Genomic DNA, 19,779 nt, shown 5'->3' with positions numbered 1-19,779 from the left:
ACTTGGAGTTAAATTCAAACCACCTGCACCTGTTACACTAACTGTAGCTGGTGTTTGTGCCGAACCTGTATAAGCAAATGGACCGGCAGCGATGGTAACCACAGTTGTAGTTGCAGCCTTACCGATGGTGAAATTCTCACTGTCTGAACTTGATAAATAGTTAGCAGTTTCTGCATAAGTATAACTAGCGGTTGCTGTTCCGGCATTGGTGTTGTTTGTAAAATCAGCACTTGGAGTTAAACTCAAACCACCTGCACCTGTTACACTAATTGTGGCTGGTGTTTGTGCCGAACCTGTATAAGCAAATGGGCCGGCAGCGATGGTAACCACAGTTGTAGTTGCAGCTTTACCGATGGTGAAATTCTCACTGTCTGAACTTGATAAATAGTTAGCAGTTTCTGCATAAGTATAACTAGCGGTTGCTGTTCCGGCATTGGTGTTGTTTGTAAAATCAGCACTTGGAGTTAAATTCAAACCACCTGCACCTGTTACACTAACTGTAGCTGGTGTTTGTGCCAAACCTGTATAAACAAATGGACCCGCAGCGATAGCAACCACAGTTGTAGTTGCAGCTTTACCGATAGTAAAGTCTTCGCTGTCTGAACTTGATAAATAATTAGCAGTTTCCGCATAAGTATAACTAGCGGTTGCTGTTCCGGCATTGGTGTTGTTTGTAAAATCAGCTGCTGGAGTTAAACTCAAACCTCCTGCTCCTGTTACACTAACTGTAGCTGGCGTTTGTGCCGAACCTGTATAAACAAATGGACCCGCAGCGACAGTAACCACAGTTGTAGTTGCAGCTTTTTCGATAGTGAAATCCTCACTGTCTGTACTTGATAAATAGTTAGCCGTTGCTGCATAAGTGTAACTTGCAGTAGCTGTTCCGGCATTGATGTTGTTCAAATAAACCGCAGAAGGTGTCAGATTCAAACTACCTGCTCCTGTTACAGTAACCGTAGCGGGTGTTATTGCAGAACCTGCATAGGTGAATGTCCCTGCTGCGATAGTAACCACAGTTGTAGTTGCAGCTTTACCGATAGTGAAATCCTCACTGTCTGTACTTGATAAATAGTTAGCAGTTTCCGCATAAGTATAACTAGCGGTTGCTGTTCCGGCATTGGTGTTGTTTGTAAAATCAGCTGCTGGTGTTAAATTCAAACCTCCTGCTCCTGTTACACTAACTGTAGCTGGTGTTTGTGCCGAACCTGTATAAGCAAATGGGCCGGCAGCGATGGTAACCACAGTTGTAGTTGCAGCTTTACCGATGGTGAAATTCTCACTGTCTGAACTTGATAAATAGTTGGCAGTTTCTGTATAAGTATAACTAGCGGTTGCTGTTCCGGCATTAGTGTTGTTTGTAAAATCAGCACTTGGAGTTAAATTCAAACCACCTGCACCTGTTACACTAACTGTAGCTGGTGTTTGTGCCGAACCTGTATAAGCAAATGGACCGGCAGCGACAGTAACCACAGTTGTAGTTGCAGCCTTACCGATGGTGAAATTCTCACTGTCTGAACTTGATAAATAGTTAGCAGTTTCTGTATAAGTATAACTAGCGGTTGCTGTTCCGGCATTGGTGTTGTTTGTAAAATCAGCACTTGGAGTTAAACTCAAACCACCTGCACCTGTTACACTAACTGTGGCTGGTGTTTGTGCCGAACCTGTATAAGCAAATGGGCCGGCAGCGATGGTAACCACAGTTGTAGTTGCAGCTTTACCGATGGTGAAATTCTCACTGTCTGAACTTGATAAATAGTTGGCAGTTTCTGTATAAGTATAACTAGCGGTTGCTGTTCCGGCATTGGTGTTGTTTGTAAAATCAGCTGCTGGTGTTAAATTCAAACCTCCTGCTCCTGTTACACTAACTGTAGCTGGTGTTTGTGCCGAACCTGTATAAGCAAATGGACCGACAGCGACAGTAACCACAGTTGTAGTTGCAGCTTTACCGATAGTAAAGTCTTCGCTGTCTGAACTTGATAGATAGTTAGCAGTTTCCGCATAAGTATAACTAGCGGTTGCTGTTCCGGCATTGGTGTTGTTTGTAAAATCAGCTGCTGGTGTTAAATTCAAACCTCCTGCTCCTGTTACACTAACTGTAGCTGGTGTTTGTGCCGAACCTGTATAAACAAATGGGCTGGCTGCGACAGTAACCACAGTTGTAGTTGCAGCTTTACCGATGGTGAAAGCTAAAGCACTCGAAGAAGCTGTATTAAAATTAGTACCTGCTGTTGCGCTGGCTACTACCTGGTAACTGCCCGCATTTGTAGGTGGAGTTGCAGATGAATATACAGTTCCACTTGTATTAGTATATAATAATGAAGTGGTACCATCCCCATTGTATGAAATGGTTGAAGGACCCTGAGCTGAACTATTATAAGTGAAATTTTGGGCTCCTGACACACTTATTGTTGGTGCTGCTTTGTTAATAGTAATGCTTCCGTTTAAAGGTGTAAAGCTATAGTTGGTGGCTGTTAATGCGGTTGTAACAGGGGTAATCGTTACTCCTGCAGTAGCTGCTGCGGTTGTTGCGGTATAGGTTGTTGTATAAGTAGCTGTACCACCAATCACAGATGAAGTATCTGGGGTCATAAAGCCTGCAGCGGTATAAGTACCCGTCCCAGTTACTGTAGCTAGGGGTGTACCATAAACTACCGTTTGGTTTGCAGCAGTAATAGTAATTGATTTTTTATTTACTGTCAATATTCCAGAGGTACTGTTAGCACTGGAAACCGCTAGATAATCGGTATCACCTGAGAAAGAACTAGAAATGGTATAGACTCCTGAATTCAGTTTTCCAAGTGAAGGGACACTGGTTAAATCTAAATTTAAAGTTGCAACTCCACTAGCATTAGTATTACTTGTCCCAACTGAAGCTCCATCTACATAAAAAGTAATCGTCTTTCCTGAAATACCAGTCGCTGTTTGATAATTTGAATATAATGTTGAAGTCAATGAAACTGTACTGCCATAAATACCAGTAACATTACTTGCCACTAAAGCCCCATAATTAGCAACTATGCTCTTACTTATGTTGTTAGCCTCACTGTCTACTCCTGAGTTAGATTTCTGGCTTGATACAGAAGTAATACCATTTTGAATTCTGGTAATAGTATAATTGAGGATATTATATTTAATTCCTGTTATAATTGTAGAACTCGGAGAATATGAAAAGGTTAATGTTTTATTTTGACTATTGCCGGAAACAGCTCCATTAAGTGTTGAAATAGTACCACTACCTCCACCACCACTACTTTCTGGCCATGAATAGTTCACTAAAATATTTCCGACAGGTATACTTGAAAGTCCAGTAATCCCAAATGCAAAACCACCATCAGTAAAAATTGTCGTTGCACTTAATCCTGAACTTTGTCCAGTAGCAGTTAAAACAAAAGATACTCCGAGATGTTTTATATTAATCAAAAATTGATTATAATAAATATTTCCATTTGCATCTGCAATGGTTGACCGATAATGATCACCGGTACATACCTGCGGTGTTTCATCAAAATGCAACGATACCGTTTCACCCGATTGCCAACCGGAACCCGTAACTATAACAGCATCACCTGGTTGATAATCTGCCTTATCGGTGACGACCGTTGCTTGCCCAAAAGCCACATTTGCAAAAAACAAATTTGCAATAAAAAAAACAATAGTTAAAAATCCAGAGTTGCGTAGAAATGTTTTCATATTTATTGAATTAAAATAATAAAATAACGAATACTATATGCTTAACTGTAAAATGTAAAATCAATAGAATGATGGTTCTGTTTTTGATTTATTTTAATGGAACTCTTTCGGATAAATACTTTTTAAACAAAACAAAAAAACATACTTAAACAACTAAAATCCATCAACTTAAATACTAAATTATGTAATTAAGAATACATTAATCCAATTTTTAATACATTTCCGATTAAAGGAATAAAAAAAACTGCGAACTACATATTTTGTGATTTTCAGAGGAAATAAAATATATAATTAGAAAACATGCTTGCTTTTGAAGCTGATTCTCAATTTGAATTGATGAAAATTTGATTCCATAAATAAAAAACATACCCTTTTTTACTTTATAAATCAAAAAGCTTTTTTAAAAACAATAGTGAGTAAACTACGAATAGAAACACTGAAGAAGAAGTATCCTTATTTTATGAGCTTTAAGGGAAATCTAATTAAATTCAAAGAGGATTAGAGCCCTTCTTTGACACGCTTAAAGTAGCAAAACATCAAGTAAAAATTCACCTTACAAGCGAATTTAAAAGAATATCGTTTCGGAAACTTCATTCAAAACACGAAAAAAGCAAAAAACCCTGTCCAATAAAATTGGACAGGGTTACTATTTGTGAAACAAAAAAGGGTTTATTTTTTGAATTTAGAGGTTCCGATTTTTAGCCAACTCACATATTCTTCCACTCCAACATAACTTATGGTTGGAATTGTTTCATTTAAATTATTTCCTTCTAAATCTGTTAATACGTACAATGGCTGTGTATTAGTTTTGTATTTTGAAATCATAAAATCAGTCCACTTATCACCTATGGTTTCGATTTCAGCTCCGGTTGTTTTAGAAATATACTGTTCATTTTTAGGTAATTCGCGCTTATCATCAACATATAAAGAAATCAAAACAACATCGTTATTCAAAATAGAAAAAACACGCGCGTCAGACCAAACATTATTTTCCATTTTTCTGCAATTCACACAAGCATAACCTGTAAAATCAAGCATGATAGGCTTATTTACCATTTTAGCATAAGCCAAACCTTTTTCGTAATCATCAAAAACAACTAGTCCGTGTGGTCCACTTTTGGCACCTTCTGGTAAGATAGCAGTAGCCGTTTTAACGCCCGAGCCTCCAAACCCCATTGGACTTTCACTGTATTCCATTGGTGGCGGAAAAGCATTAATCAATTTTAATGGTGCCCCCCAAAGTCCTGGGATTAAATAAATGGTAAACGTCAAAACCAGCAATCCCATTAACAATCTTCCTACTGAAATATGGGTCATAGGACTATCATGTGGTAATGCAATTTTTCCAAATAAATACAATGCTAATGCTCCAAAAATAGCAATCCAAATCGCCAAAAACACTTCTCTTTCCAATAAATGCAATTGTAAAACCAAATCAGCATTTGATAAAAATTTGAAAGCCAAAGCCAATTCGAGAAAACCCAAAACTACTTTTACGGTATTAAGCCATCCCCCAGATCTAGGTAACGAATGCAACCAACCCGGGAACATCGCAAACAACATAAATGGTAAGGCTAAGGCCAATGAAAAACCTAACATTCCTATAATCGGTGCGATACCTCCTTTGGAAGCAGCATCAACCAAAAGCGTTCCCACAATAGGTCCTGTACAAGAAAAAGAGACAATGGCAAGCGCCAATGCCATAAATAATATTCCTACTATTCCTCCTCTATCCGCTTGGCTGTCTACTTTATTTGCCCAAGAATTAGGCAACATAATCTCGAATGCGCCAAGAAATGAAGCCGCAAAAACAATCAATAAAATAAAGAATATAATATTAAACCAAACATTGGTAGACAATGCATTCAGTGCATCAGCGCCAAAAATCCACGTTACTAAAAATCCCAATACCACATAAATGAATATGATGGAAATTCCATAAATAATGGCATGCCGTATTCCTTTGGCTTTTGATTTACTCTGTTTGGTAAAAAAGCTTACCGTCATGGGAATCATCGGAAAAACGCAAGGCGTGAGTAAGGCTGCAAATCCTGATAAAAAAGCAATGAAGAAAATAGACCATAATCCTTTCTGAGAAGCTGGTTTTGAAACTACAACTTCTGTTTTTGCAGGAAGATTGATTTCTTTTGCTTCCGGTTTTGAAACTAGTGCGTCCACTCTTATGGTATCCGCTTTAAGGATAACTACCTTCGCAATATTTGAATTAAATGGAATTGTAAAAGTAAATTTTTTCTCTAAATTTATACAAACTTCTTTACAAACCTGATAATTCAACTCGGCTTCAATCTTGGTAATCTTCAGGTTTATGATTTTAATTTCTTGTTGGATTTGAGCTTTATCATGAAAAAAGGTTTCATTCACTCCAAAAACATCATTGAAAGCAGTTGTAGTTTTACTTTCTTTGGCTTTGCCAACTAAAGTAAAATTTCCTTTTTGATTTTTAAAAATCACCTCTAATGGTAAGGGTCCACCATCCGGTGTAAATTGAGAATACAAATGCCAGTCTTTTTCAATAACTGCATTAAAAGTTAACAAATACGTGTTCTCTGATTTTTTTTCAATTTTTGTAGTCCATTTTGCAGGATCAAGAATTTGCGCATTTACTTTGGCAAAAGCCAAAAAAGCAAAAAGTATAAATAGTAATTTTCTCATTATTCTAATTCTATTTTAAGTATATTTTGTGTTTCGTTTTCTATTCTAAAACGATTATCCTGACGAATCCCAACAATCCAAACAATTTCAGTTTTGGAACATAAAAGCCAAGTATTTTCTTTGTCAATCAATGATAATTTTTCATCCTTAAAAAACTTACTCACTTTTTTAGATTTGCCGTCCATTCCAAAAGGCTGAAAAACATCTCCTTCATTCCAATGCCGTAAAACCAATGGAAATCGTAATTTATTGGCGTCAACAAAGATAGTTTTATTTGAAACGATACTTATGTCGGCTACTTTACAAAAGGAAAGTTTTAAGGGAATATTAACTTCTTCCTGATTTTCTTCGATTAAAAACTCCTTCTTTTCATTTACGAAATTTATCGGACTTAGGATTAACGAATCTCTGTCTTTCAACAATCGAAACTCAGGAGAAAAAACCTGCTTACCTGATTGACTTTCGACCAAATCATAAATATCATCCCAAGCCGAAAATCCAAATTCTTTCAGCCATTGGTACAAATACGATTTGTAATTTGACAATTTCTTCAATTTATTCAAATCAAAATGGATGTTTTTATCGTCCTGCTTTGCCACTTGTTGATAAACGATAATTGATGCGTCTTCAACCATAGCTTGCGCTTCTTGCAAATACGTTTCCGTTTTATGGAAAGAAGAAAGGAAATTTGGGTTCAATTCCTTTAACATCGGAACTACATGATGGCGAATTTTATTTCGAAGGTATTTATCGGATGCATTACTACTGTCTTCTCGCCATTGAATCGTATTTTCTTTAGCATACGCTTCAATTTCTTCTCGGGAAAACAATAAAAATGGCCGAATCACTTTTTCATTTTGTTCCGGAATTCCAGTTAAACCTTCTAATCCTGTCCCTCGTGTAAGATTGATGAGAAAGGTTTCTATGTTATCATCAGCATGATGTGCGGTGAGAATATAGTCAAATTTTTCAGTTTCCAATAATTCATAAAACCAGTTGTAACGCAACTCGCGAGCAGCAACTTGAGTAGAAAGCTTATAATCTTCCGCAAAAGCTCTGGTATCAAATTGTGTTATAAATACCTGAATCCCATTGGCAGAAGCATATTCCTGAATAAAATCCTGATCACCGAAACTTTCCATTTCGCGGAGTTGAAAATTGCAATGTGCGATTCCAATTTTATATTCTAATTTCTTAAATAAATGCACCATAACCATACTGTCAATACCGCCACTTGTAGCAAGAAGCAGTTTTTTTCCATTCAAAAACTGAAAATTGTGGAGAAGATGATTTTGGAATTTCTGTAGCATATTCAAAAGTAATTAATTCATTTTGATTTAACTTAAAACTTCTCGCATAGCTTTGGCTTTAAGCAAGCACTCTTCATACTCTTTTTCAGGAATCGATTGAGATGTTATGGCGCTTCCCACTGAAAAAGAAACGTATTTTTTTTCCTTATTGTACAAGATACTTCGGATTACCACATTGAAATCAAAATTACCATCTGGTGTAAAATACCCTACTGCCCCACTGTACAGTCCTCGTTTTGTTTCTTCCAGATTTTCGATGATTTTCATTGCCGAAATTTTTGGCGCTCCAGTCATGCTTCCCATCGGGAAAGTGGTTTTTATTACATCAACAGCAGTGTATTGATAATCTAATTTTGAAGTAACTGTAGAAATCATTTGGTGCACTTGCAAAAAAGAATAAATTTTGCATAACTCTGTTACAGTTACAGAACCTTTTTGAGCTGTATGCGATAAATCATTACGAACTAAATCCGTAATCATAATATTTTCAGAACGTTCTTTTGGGTCTAAAGCCAATTGAGTTCTCGATTTTTCATCTGCTGCAGGATCCAGAAATCGTTTCGCAGTCCCTTTAATTGGCTGCGAAAGAATCAATTCTCCTTCTTTTTTCAAATAGCGTTCCGGAGAAGCTGAAAGCAAAAAGTGCTTATTATTCTTAAAAAAAACGGCAAATGGCGGAAGAGAAATTTCATTCAACTTTAGAAATTTTTCAATTGGATCAATCGTTGCATTTTCTGCAAAAAACTCCATACAAAAATTCGCTTCATAAATATCACCCTGGTGAATGTGTTCTAATATTTTGGATGCTTTTTCGAGATAATTCTCTTTTGGAATTCGCTGCTGAATCGTTATTTGTGAGTCCTGAACACTAAATACTGGACACTGAACACTTATTTCCTCAAAATCTTCCTCAACTTCATCGTCACACATATTGAGGTATTGGATTTCGAGTTGATTTCCTTTCAATAAAAATAATTTCTTCGGTTGAAAGAAAAATAAATCCGGAAAACCCAGTCCATCAAAATTATTGGATTGCAATTGCTCCACATCATTTTTTAAATCATACGATAAATAACCAAAAAGCCAGTCTTTGGTAATTTGCTGGTATTGTTTTAAATCTTCAAAAGCATCATGATAATCTGTTTTTATGGAAGTAAAAGCATCTGTTGCAAGCAGGCAATCATAACTGGAATATCCCTGTGGATAATCATTACTATCCATGAAAATGACTTCACGAAATTGTTGCGACCAAAGTAAAAGTTGCTGTTTGAAGGCTGCCGGATTGGATATTTGCTTGTAAATTGAAACTCTCAAAAACGATTTATTTTAGGATTCAAAATTACAATAAAAAAATTCCACCAAAGAAGCAGTAACCAAAAATTAATGGCACGATTTTTATTACAAAACAGAATGACTTTACTACCTTAAATTGATCCGACTATTGATAAAAAATTACTTATCCCTTTTTAATAAAATAACTCCTTTACCTGCAATAAGTAAATCATTTTTAATCAATATTTAAAATCAATTCTCTATGAAAACAATTGTAAAATTAAGCGTAATATCATTAGTAATCATGGCATTACTATTTTCCTGTAAAAAAGGGGAAGCCCCAGCAGAAGATGTAGCACTCGAAACGTCAACCGAAGTAACTGCTACTGTTTCATCATCAGCAGCAGTCGATAAAAAAGGAGACAATCGAAAATTTATTCGAACAGCAGACCTAAAATTTAAAGTGAAAAATGTACCTCAATCGACGTATGCTATCGAAAACGCAACCAATAAATTTGGAGGATATGTTACCTACACTAATTTACAAAGTACTATTTCAGACCAAATAGAAACCAAAATAAGTCAAGACAGCATTCTGGAAACTACAAAGTTTTCAGTAGAAAACAACATTATCATCCGAGTTCCAAATACCAAGCTCGATACCCTAATAAAAGTGATTGCGAAACAAATTGCCTTTTTAGACTATCGACTGATAAAAGCAGATGATGTTTCCATACAAATGATAAAGAACCAATTTATACAAACCAGAAAAGAAAATCATCGAAAACGATTGGAAAAAGCCATTGATACTAAAGGCAAAAAACTGAATGACATCACTATCGCCGAAAGTGATTTAGAAGATCAACAGGAACAAAATGATTCCAGTAAAATCGAAAACATATCCCTACAAGACCAAGTAAATTTCAGTACATTAAAGTTAGAAATCTATCAACCTGAATCCCTAAAACAGGAAAAAATTGCCAATACTAAAGATAAAAGTGACTATCAAACGAATATAGGAATCGAAATCCTGGATGCGCTGAAAAATGGTTGGTATATGCTTAAAGAAATAATTGTTTTTATTTTCAATCTTTGGGCAATTCTGTTAATAGGAACCGTTGGTTTTATTGTTTATAAGAAATATTTGCATAAATAAAATTAAAACTGTTAAAAACCAATCGTTTTCGTTTTAAAAAATTAATTATCTTTATATCATAAAATGAAAACTAATTTAGATGAATTAGGAAATATTTGTAAATAATGGTTCTTAAAACTCGAAATTGATTTTAAATTCCATCAAAAATTTACAGATTAAGAATACAAGAAGAACTGATTGCTAGTGATACTGAAAGCAGCGAAAAAGGAGATGAAATGGTTAAAAATGCAATTGATACTGGCTATTTATAAAACGACAAGATGATGGATGAATATGCAGGTACAGCTGATTTAGAGGAGTACCAAATGTGAAATCTTGTTTAGAAATGAAAGTACTATGCCAACAATAGTAAATTTTTAATATGTAACCTATAAAACCATATATCATGAAAATTGCAATCATTATTATTCGATCTTTACTTGGACTCCTTTTCCTTTACACCTCAGTTAGTTTTTTCTTACATTTATCTCCTGAGGCCGAAACGACTGGAAACTTCAAGGCATTTAACGTTGGTTTAATGGCTTCTACTTATTTGTTGCCTTTAGCAAAATCTTTGGAATTTCTTTGTGGATTATCATTTATCACCGGACGCTATGTGACCTTGGCTAATCTTATCATTTTACCTGTTACTTTAAACATACTATTGATCAATTTTTTCTTAACACCAGAAAATTTACCAATTGCGTTATTTGTGTTTTTTGGAAATATCTTTTTAATCTTTAGCCACTGGGAAAATTATAAAAGTGTATTTGTGGCTAAATAATTTAGTATATAAAATAAGAAACCCGCTTAAAATAGCGGGTTTCTTATTTTATAAAAAATGTTTTTTAATTACACATGTAACGCTCTGTTATCAGTAGCGGCTAATGCAGCTTCTTTTATTGCTTCTGCAAATGTAGGATGTGCATGAGACATTCTTGAAATATCTTCAGCAGATGCTTTAAATTCCATTGCTGTAACGGCTTCAGCAATTAAATCAGCACAACGAGCTCCAATCATATGAACTCCTAGAACTTCATCCGTTTTTGCGTCAGCAAGAATTTTTACAAATCCGTCTAAATCACCTCCAGCACGAGCACGACCTAATGCTTTAAAAGGGAAACTTCCTGATTTGAAATCCACACCAGCTGCTTTCAATTGCTCCTCCGTCTGTCCTACAGCAGCCACTTCTGGCCAAGTGTAAACAACACCAGGAATCAAGTTATAATCGATATGTGGTTTTTGACCCGCTAAAATTTCAGCAACCATTGCTCCTTCTTCTTCCGCTTTATGCGCTAGCATTGCTCCACGAACAACATCACCAATTGCATAGATATTAGGAATGTTAGTTTGCAAATGATCGTTTACTTCAACCATTCCTCTATCCGTTATTTTTACTCCGGCTTTATCCGCATTCAATCCATCAGTATATGGACGACGTCCCACAGAAACTAATGAATAATCTCCTTCAAGAGTTATTGTTTCTCCTTTTGCATTTTCAGCTTGAACAACAACACCCTCGCCATTTCTTTCCACTGATTTCACTTTGTGTGAAACGTAGAATTTCATGCCTTGTTTTTTTAATACTTTAGTCAATTCTTTAGACAAGGAAGCATCCATTCCTGGAATGATTCGGTCCAAATATTCTACAACAGAAACTTGCGCTCCCAATCGTAAATACACTTGCCCTAATTCAATCCCAATTACTCCACCACCAATAATTACCAAATGTTTTGGAACTTCTTTAAGTTTCAAAGCTTCAGTAGAAGTGATGATTCTTTCTTTATCGATTTTGATAAATGGTAAAGAAGATGGTTTTGAACCTGTAGCGATAATAATATTTTTAGCTTCGATAGTTTCCGAAGTTCCATCTGCTTTTGCAACGGCAACATGAGTAGCGTCAACAAATGAACCCAATCCTTCCAGAACTGTAATTTTATTTTTGTCCATTAAAAAGTTCACACCACCCGAAGTTTGATCTACAACGGCTTGTTTGCGCGCAATCATTTTTTCAAGGTTCACTTTTACTTCTCCGGAAACTTCAATTCCGTGCTCTGCAAAATGAGCAATTTCACTGTAATGATGAGAAGAAGCAAGCAATGCTTTTGAAGGAATACAACCTACATTCAGGCAAGTTCCACCAAGAGTGGAATATTTTTCGATAATTGCTGTTTTGAAACCTAATTGTGCACAACGAATTGCTGATACATATCCGCCTGGTCCAGAACCTATAATGACTACGTCAAATGAACTCATAGTATATTTTTTTTATTGTGTTTTTATAAAATGTCGCACAAAATTAAGGAATTAAGTTTTGTTTAAAGTTTAATTTACAAGGTTTTTTGTTATGAATTTTTAGCAATTACTATTTACATACCGTTGAATACCTAGCTAAATTGGCATATATACTAAATATCAACAACAGTCGTACTTTTTACTTCACTAATCATAAAGGTACTGTGCGTACTTCCTATATGTTGCAATGTGGTGAGTTTTGTAACTAAAAATTCCCGATACGCTTCCATATTTTTTACCACTATTTTCAGGATATAATCGTAATCACCGCTCACATGATGGCATTCCATCACTTCTTTTAGCTTTACCACTTCACTTTCAAATTTAGCAATAAACTCTTTGGTGTGTTGAATCAATTTGAGGTGACAGAAGACAACAAATCCTTTTTCGACTTTCGAACGATTGACGAGCACAACGTATTTATCGATAATTCCTTCCCTTTCCAATTTTTTAATGCGTTCGTAAACGGCAGTAACCGAAAGATTGAGTTTTAAGGAAAGTTCTTTGGTTGTTTTCTTACTATCGGATTGTAATAAAAAAAGCAGCTTTTTATCTATTGAATCTAATGTCATTTTATTGTAAAATTGGAATGGATAAATAATCTATAAAATTCTAATTTGAGAAGCTAATTTAGAAAATTAAATTACATTATTTATAGTTTATAGTTTTAAAATCCAATAATAGGCAATAGGATTGATTATTAATCTAGAACACTGTTATTTTGAATAGATTTCATACAGAACGAAATCCCATAGCCCTGATAGCAGCGGCATCCTTTCCAGTCCTGAACTTGTTTCAGGATCCTGAAACAAGTTCAGGACTGGAAAGATATAGCGAATAGCAGGAATCGCTTCAAATACTGAAATAAATTCAGCATAAATAACAATAAAAATAATTATGAAAAATTTCAATCCCGCAGACAACATTCAAGATTTGCAATACTTTGGTGAATTTGGTGGTGTGAATCCATCGATTTCTGACTCATCTACCTATACTTTTTTATCGGCAAAAACGATGTTCGATACTTTTGAAGGTAATATGGAAGGTTGTTATTTGTATTCCCGTCATTCCTCACCGAGCAATTTATATTTAGACAAAGCCTTGGCAGCGATGGAAGGAACGGAAACAGCCAATGTTTCAGCTTCAGGAATGGGAGCGATTACGCCTACGCTATTGCAATTGTGCGGCTCGGGAGATCATATCGTTTCCAGCAGAACTATTTATGGTGGAACGTACGCTTTCTTGAAGAATTTTACGCCTAGATTAGGCATCAAAACCACTTTTGTTGACATCACGAAACTAGATGTTGTAGAAGCTGCAATTACTCCCGAAACCAAAGTTTTGTACTGCGAGACGGTGAGTAATCCTTTACTGGAAGTGGCTGATATTGCTGGTTTAGCAAAAATCGCAAAAAAACACAATTTGAAATTAGTGGTCGATAATACTTTTTCGCCATTATCTGTCTCTCCTGCAAAATTAGGGGCTGATATTGTGATTCATAGTTTAACGAAATACATCAACGGAAGCAGTGATACTGTGGGCGGTGTCACCTGTGCTTCTCAGGAATTTATTGATAGTTTAAAAAATGTGAATAGTGGTGCCAGCATGTTACTTGGTCCAACAATGGATAGTTTGCGTTCGGCGAGTGTGATGAAAAACCTGCGTACGCTACATATTCGAATGAAACAACACAGTTACAATGCGATGTATCTTGCTGAACGTTTTGAAAAAGACGGATTAAAAACAGTTTATCCAGGATTGAAAAGTCACCCAAGTCATGAATTGTATGCAACGATGATTAATCCGGAATATGGTTTTGGCGGAATGACGACATTAGATGTTGGAACTTTGGCAAAAGCCAATGAACTAATGGAATTGATGCAGGCAAAAAATCTGGGATATCTTGCAGTGAGTTTAGGATTTTACAAAACCTTATTTAGTGCGCCGGGAACTTCTACTTCAAGCGAAATCCCTATGGAAGAACAAATAGAAATGGGATTGACTGATGGCTTGATTCGGTTTTCTATAGGCTTAGATAATGACATTGAAAGAACATATCAGATGATGAAAAAATGTATGATGGAATTGAATGTACTAACATCAGAATCCGTTTTGATGGAATAGTTTTTTTTAGTTTTTGTAGTTTGTTGAATCCGTTTGAAAGTAAATTTCGAACGGATTTTTTTGGTTTAAACCAAAAAAAAACGCCTTAATTAAAAGACGTTTAGGTATATAGATTTTTAAAAACTAAGCTTCTATGCTATTCAACTTACTGTTGTTACGGCTGAAGCTAAAATAAATCACCAAACCTATTAACAGCCAAATCGTGAAATAAATCCAGTTCCACACACTTAGTTCTGCCATCATATACAAGCAACAGATTAAACCTAGTAATGGAATTAATGATAAGTTTTCCTTGAATGACCAAACTGATAATCCAAGCAAAACAATCAGAAAAATCCACATCGGAATTTTATGTTTGAACAATCCAAAACCACTTTCATATTTAATAGATTCCGATACGGGTAAATTCGCAATGACACTAGCGTATTTAGCATCGTCCTGTTGGTACTGACTTAGTAAAAATTCTAAATCCGGAGTACCTGTTGTAGCATTTTTAGCATCAACACGCACTAAATAATCATATACTTTTTGAGTTTCCTTTTTATCCAATGAAGTAACAATAGCTGCCGAACTATTGATTTGAGTTTCATTAGTAATGAAATCCATTGTATTTTTTTTATTATAACCAAAAGCAAAAATCAGTCCTATAATAATCAGAACAGGCATGATGAATTTTGAATTCATATAAGGTGTTTTGAATTTTCCTCGAGGAATATCGGTTCTATTTTGCAAAGCCAAAACTCCGGCACATACCAAAACAAAGGCAAATAAAGTTCCTATACTGCACAAATCCGTAACCATTGTTAAATTCAAAAATAAAGCGGGTATTGCCACTACAAAACCGGTAACAATTGTAGCATAAGAAGGTGTTTTGAATTTAGGATGCACTGTAGAAAAACGTTTTGGCAATAATCCATCCCGACTCATACTCATCCAGATTCTTGGTTGCCCCATTTGAAATACCAATAAAACACTTGCCATCGCAATTACTGCACTTACGGCAATAATTCCCGACATCCATTTTAAATGCAGTTTATCAAATACAAATGCTAATGGATCTCCTACATTCAATTCGTTATAACTCACCATTCCGGTTAAAACCAATGCGATTGCTATATATAAAAGAGTACAAATAATAATGGCCCACATCATTCCTTTTGGTAAATCACGTTGTGGATCTTTACATTCTTCGGCAGTTGTAGAAATTGCATCAAACCCGATGTAAGCAAAGAATACAGCTGAAACTCCTTTTAAAACACCTGAAACTCCATTAGGCGCAAATGGGTGCCAATTATCGACATCTACATAAAAAATTCCTACAGCAATTACTAAAAGTACGATACATAATTTGACAACAACCATTATATTACTGGCATTACGAGATTCTTTCATACCGCGATAAACCAAAGCTGTTATTAAAACAATAATTAATAAAGCCGGTAAATCCGCCACAAAGTGAAAGGAACCAATAACTGGTGAAGTAGTCCATGCTGTATAAGCCGCTTGTGTTGCTAAACTTAAATTTTCAAATGCTTTACCTCCTTGCATCAAAGCAGTTGCGTCTTTAAAACCATTAGAAGCCGATAAATAATCCATTTGGGCATATTGCGGAAGATGAATCCCCATACTATCGAGTAATCCGGTAAAATAATCACTCCAGGATATGGCTACCGTTATATTACCTACTGCATATTCCATTATTAATGCCCAACCAATAATCCAAGCGATTATTTCTCCAAAAGCTACATAAGAATAGGTATAAGCACTTCCGGAAACAGGGACCATCGAAGCAAATTCAGCATAAGCAAAAGCAGCAAAACTACAGGCTATGGCAGTAAACAAGAAAAGAAAGATAACTGCAGGACCTCCATCAGCACTTGCTTTTCCTATGGTACTAAAAATACCGGCTCCAACAATTGCTGCAATTCCAAAGGCCGTTAAATCACGAGCGGTTAAATGCTTTCCAAGTGCATTATGGCCATCGGCATTATTTTTTTCGACCTGTTTTAGAATATCTTGTACTGTTTTCTTTCTGAATAAACCACCTAATGCCATGTTGTAAATTTTATCGTTAAAAATTAATCTGTCGCAAATTTTACGGTTTAATCCGAAAATAACGTAAATTTTATAAAAAATCAAATATATAAAACAATTTCAATATTAGAAATTTTAAGGAAACTATTTTGTTTTTAATTTCACTTCCTATTCCATATTTCATTTTTTTAGCCATCTAAAAATATCAAATCAATATTTAAAAGTGGTGTTTTTTACGAAATAACAAACATACGACGCGATATTTAACCAAAATTCATTTTTTACAAATATTATACATTTAATGTTCCAAAACAAGTACAAATCTATTTTAAATATGACTTTAAAACGGATACAGGATGCAGTGCTTTTCTATTGGTTCCATCAAAAATTTGATGACGACAACTTGTTCCCGCAGCAGCAATAGTTATAGTAGCATCAGTCGCTCTAATTTTTGGAAATAAAGTATCTTCTCCCATTTGCATACTGATGTCATAATGCTCTTTTTCGTATCCAAAAGAACCTGCCATTCCACAGCATCCAGAATTATAAATCGTAACCGAACTGTTTTTTGGTACATTTAGCATGGCAAAAGTCGCTTCAATAGAACTCAATGACTTTTGATGGCAGTGTCCATGAATTTTTATTGTTTTCTCCATATCAGAAAATTGTTCGGAATGAATTTTCCCTTTTGTAATCTCATTTTTAAAAAACTCTTCAATGGTGAATACATGCTGCGATAGTTTCTCGGCATTTACTTTATTATCTGCCAATCGGATGTATTCGTCCCTGAAAGTCAATATCGCCGATGGTTCGATTCCTATTAAAGGACAATCAGCGGTAATAAGAGTCGAAAAAACTGCAACGTTTTTATTGGCAATTGCTTTAGCTTCTTCCAGAAAACCTTTGGATATAAAAGCTCTTCCACTTTCCTCATGATCCACTACAATAACCTCATATCCTATTTTTGTCAATAATTCATAGGCATCAATCCCAACCGAAACATCATAGAAATTGGTAAACTCATCACAAAACAGATATACTTTTCCGTTTACAAAAGAATCGCATGGTTCTTTTGATTTGTTTTTTTTGTACCATTTTCTAAAAGAAGTTAGAGCCAATAAAGGAACTTCCCTTTTTGGAGCAATTCCCATGCTCTTTTTTACAAGAGGTAAATTAACAATGAAATTTGTAATCGAAGGAGTAATGCTTCCTAAACTATTTAACTTAGAGTTGAACGCAAATATTTTATTTCGCAAAGAAAATCCGTTTGCTTTTTGATATTGGTACAAAAACTCCGATTTTAAAGCGGCTACATCTACATTGCTTGGACATTCGCTTGCACAAGCCTTACAACTTACACACAATTCAAATACTTTATATAATTCTTCGTGGTCGAACTTATTGTCTTTTTCTGAATGCGTCAAATATTCTCTCAGTGCATTGGCTCGGGCACGAGTCGTGTCTTTTTCGTTTCGTGTGGCGCGATAACTTGGACATAAAGTACCCCCAGCTGAAGGTAATTTTCTGCAATCGCCAGAACCATTGCATTTTTCTGCAGCACGCAAAATCCCCATACTATCCGAAAAATCCTGAATCGTTTTGATATCCGGTTCTACCCTTCCCGCTTCTACCCGAAGATTTTCATCCATTTTGGAAGCATTTACAATTTTCCCAACGTTTAAAATGGCATATGGGTCAAACGCTTTTTTTACTCGTTTTAATAATTCATAATTCTTGTCTCCAATCATAAAAGGTAAAAACTCGCCACGAACTATTCCGTCACCATGTTCCCCGCTCAATGAGCCTCTGTATTTTTTTACCAGAATAGCCACTTCGGTTGCGATGTTTCTAAATTGGTGTAATCCTTCTTTTGTTTTTAAATTTAAAACAGGTCGCAAGTGAATTTCTCCGGCTCCGGCATGTGCATAGTAAATGGCACTCTGACCATGACGCTGCATCATGGCTGAGAACTCGGCAATATAATTTGGCAAATCACTCAACTCAACAGCGGTATCTTCAATAGAATCAGCCGCTTTATTATCTCCTACAATACTTCCTAAAAGTCCAAGACCCGCTTTTCTCAACTCGTTTATTTTATCAATGTCTGATCCGTAAATTTTGGGTAAAGCATACCCAAAATTATGCTTCTCAAGATCTGCAATCAAAGCATTGGCTTGTGATTCCGCATCTTCCATACTATGATGAGAGGCCACTTCAAGCATGATTACCGCCTTTGGGTCCCCTTGAATGAAAAATCTGTTTTTGGCTTGTTCCCTGTTCGTTTTTGTACAATCCAGAATGGTATCATCCATCATTTCACAGGTGTACAAATGATGTTTCATAGCTGTAACTACGGCTTCTAAACTTTCTTGAATGGTATGAAAATGCGCTACCACCATGACATTATTTGTTGGTGGCAAATCATCCACTTTCAACGTAATTTCTGTAGTAAATGCTAAAGTTCCTTCGCTTCCGCAAAGTAGTTTCCCTAAGTTTATCGTTTTTTCTGTTCCTGAAAATAATTCTGATTTTAATAACAAATCTATTGCATAACCCGTATTTCGCCTATGAATTTCAGGCTTCGGAAACTCCTTTACAATTTCTTCTTGGTTTTCTGTATTCGAAAGTTCCTCATAAATAGTTTTGTAGATGGTATTTTCAAGCGCATCTCCTTTTGTTTTTTCCAAGAATTCTTCCGAAGTCAAATCCTCGAATACAACGGAACTTCCATCACTTAAAACGGCTTTCAATTCCACTATTTTGTCTCGGGTTACGCCATAACGTATCGAGGTGGTTCCTGACGAATTATTCCCCACCATTCCTCCTATCATACACCGGCTTGAGGTAGAAGTATTGGGTCCAAAAAACAATCCATGTGGTTTCAAGAACAAATTCAATTCATCCCGAATTACTCCTGGTTGCACCGTAACCGTTTTTTTTATGGGATCAAAAGCAACAATCTTGGTGAAATGTTTCGAAACATCAACAATAATTCCACTACCTACTGTTTGTCCTGCCAATGACGTACCGGCAGTTCTTGGTGTGATCGAAATCTTATTTTTTGCTGCAAAGCGAATAATTTTGACAATATCTTCTTCTGATTTTGGTATTGCCACAGCAAGGGGCATAATTCTATAAGCGGAGGCATCAGTAGCGTATATCGTTTTATGAAGATCATCATATAAAAGTGCTCCTTCTAATGATTGGGATAATTGTTCTAATTCAAGTGACATGGCTTATACATTA

At 35.6% G+C, this 19,779-nt stretch carries 11 protein-coding genes; 3 read left to right on the top strand and 8 right to left on the bottom strand.

Going from position 1 to position 19,779, the window contains the following annotated elements; genetic code table 11:
• The 4 genes from ACNQGG_RS09270 to ACNQGG_RS09255 form a co-directional block, all read right to left on the bottom strand.
• Positions 1-3,690: beta strand repeat-containing protein (locus tag ACNQGG_RS09270; protein WP_417963270.1), on the bottom strand; the 3,690-nt coding region annotated here is incomplete at its 3' end.
• Positions 3,691-4,359: 669 nt separating this feature from the next.
• Positions 4,360-6,363 (bottom strand): protein-disulfide reductase DsbD family protein, encoded by a 2,004-nt coding sequence (locus tag ACNQGG_RS09265; RefSeq protein WP_417963268.1) that lies wholly within the window; start codon positions 6,361-6,363, stop codon positions 4,360-4,362.
• Complete coding sequence (tilS, locus tag ACNQGG_RS09260; RefSeq protein ID WP_417963266.1) at positions 6,363-7,673, bottom strand: tRNA lysidine(34) synthetase TilS; 1,311 nt, start codon at positions 7,671-7,673, stop codon at positions 6,363-6,365. Before tilS ends, ACNQGG_RS09265 begins: the two co-directional genes overlap by 1 nt.
• 27 nt (positions 7,674-7,700) lie before the next feature.
• On the bottom strand, positions 7,701-8,987 hold the full coding sequence (locus ACNQGG_RS09255; protein WP_417963264.1) for an anthranilate synthase component I family protein: 1,287 nt from the start codon (positions 8,985-8,987) through the stop codon (positions 7,701-7,703).
• A gap of 220 nt (positions 8,988-9,207) precedes the next feature.
• Between ACNQGG_RS09255 and ACNQGG_RS09250 the strand changes: the two genes are divergently transcribed.
• Both ACNQGG_RS09250 and ACNQGG_RS09245 read left to right on the top strand, forming a co-directional pair.
• Entirely contained in the window at positions 9,208-10,101 is an 894-nt protein-coding gene (locus ACNQGG_RS09250) for a DUF4349 domain-containing protein (protein ID WP_417963262.1), read from the top strand.
• Between the two features lie 385 nt (positions 10,102-10,486).
• Positions 10,487-10,864: a DoxX family membrane protein gene (locus tag ACNQGG_RS09245; RefSeq protein WP_417963260.1), complete on the top strand. Its 378-nt coding sequence runs from the start codon at positions 10,487-10,489 to the stop codon at positions 10,862-10,864.
• 68 nt (positions 10,865-10,932) lie between these two features.
• Here ACNQGG_RS09245 and lpdA read toward each other — a convergent pair whose 3' ends face one another.
• Together lpdA and ACNQGG_RS09235 are read right to left on the bottom strand one after the other, a co-directional pair.
• Positions 10,933-12,336, bottom strand: a complete 1,404-nt coding sequence (gene lpdA / locus ACNQGG_RS09240) for a dihydrolipoyl dehydrogenase (protein ID WP_417963258.1) — start codon at positions 12,334-12,336, stop codon at positions 10,933-10,935.
• Positions 12,337-12,488: 152 nt separating this feature from the next.
• Entirely contained in the window at positions 12,489-12,947 is a 459-nt protein-coding gene (locus ACNQGG_RS09235; RefSeq protein WP_416858122.1) for an Lrp/AsnC family transcriptional regulator, read from the bottom strand.
• Positions 12,948-13,272: 325 nt separating this feature from the next.
• Here ACNQGG_RS09235 and ACNQGG_RS09230 point away from each other — a divergent pair, with 325 nt between their 5' ends.
• Entirely contained in the window at positions 13,273-14,499 is a 1,227-nt protein-coding gene (locus ACNQGG_RS09230; RefSeq protein ID WP_417963256.1) for an aminotransferase class I/II-fold pyridoxal phosphate-dependent enzyme, read from the top strand.
• A 123-nt stretch (positions 14,500-14,622) separates the two neighbouring features.
• Here ACNQGG_RS09230 and ACNQGG_RS09225 read toward each other — a convergent pair whose 3' ends face one another.
• Positions 14,623-16,554, bottom strand: coding sequence for an amino acid permease (locus ACNQGG_RS09225; protein ID WP_417963254.1), 1,932 nt, complete (start codon positions 16,552-16,554; stop codon positions 14,623-14,625).
• Between the two features lie 302 nt (positions 16,555-16,856).
• Positions 16,857-19,766, bottom strand: coding sequence for an FAD-binding and (Fe-S)-binding domain-containing protein (locus ACNQGG_RS09220; RefSeq protein WP_417963252.1), 2,910 nt, complete (start codon positions 19,764-19,766; stop codon positions 16,857-16,859).
• Positions 19,767-19,779: the final 13 nt, after the last annotated feature.

This window comes from Flavobacterium esculini, assembly GCF_048284325.1.
Lineage (GTDB): Bacteria > Bacteroidota > Bacteroidia > Flavobacteriales > Flavobacteriaceae > Flavobacterium.
The sequence above is the reverse complement of the archived record's forward strand: the minus strand, read 5'-3'. Positions and strand labels throughout refer to the sequence as shown.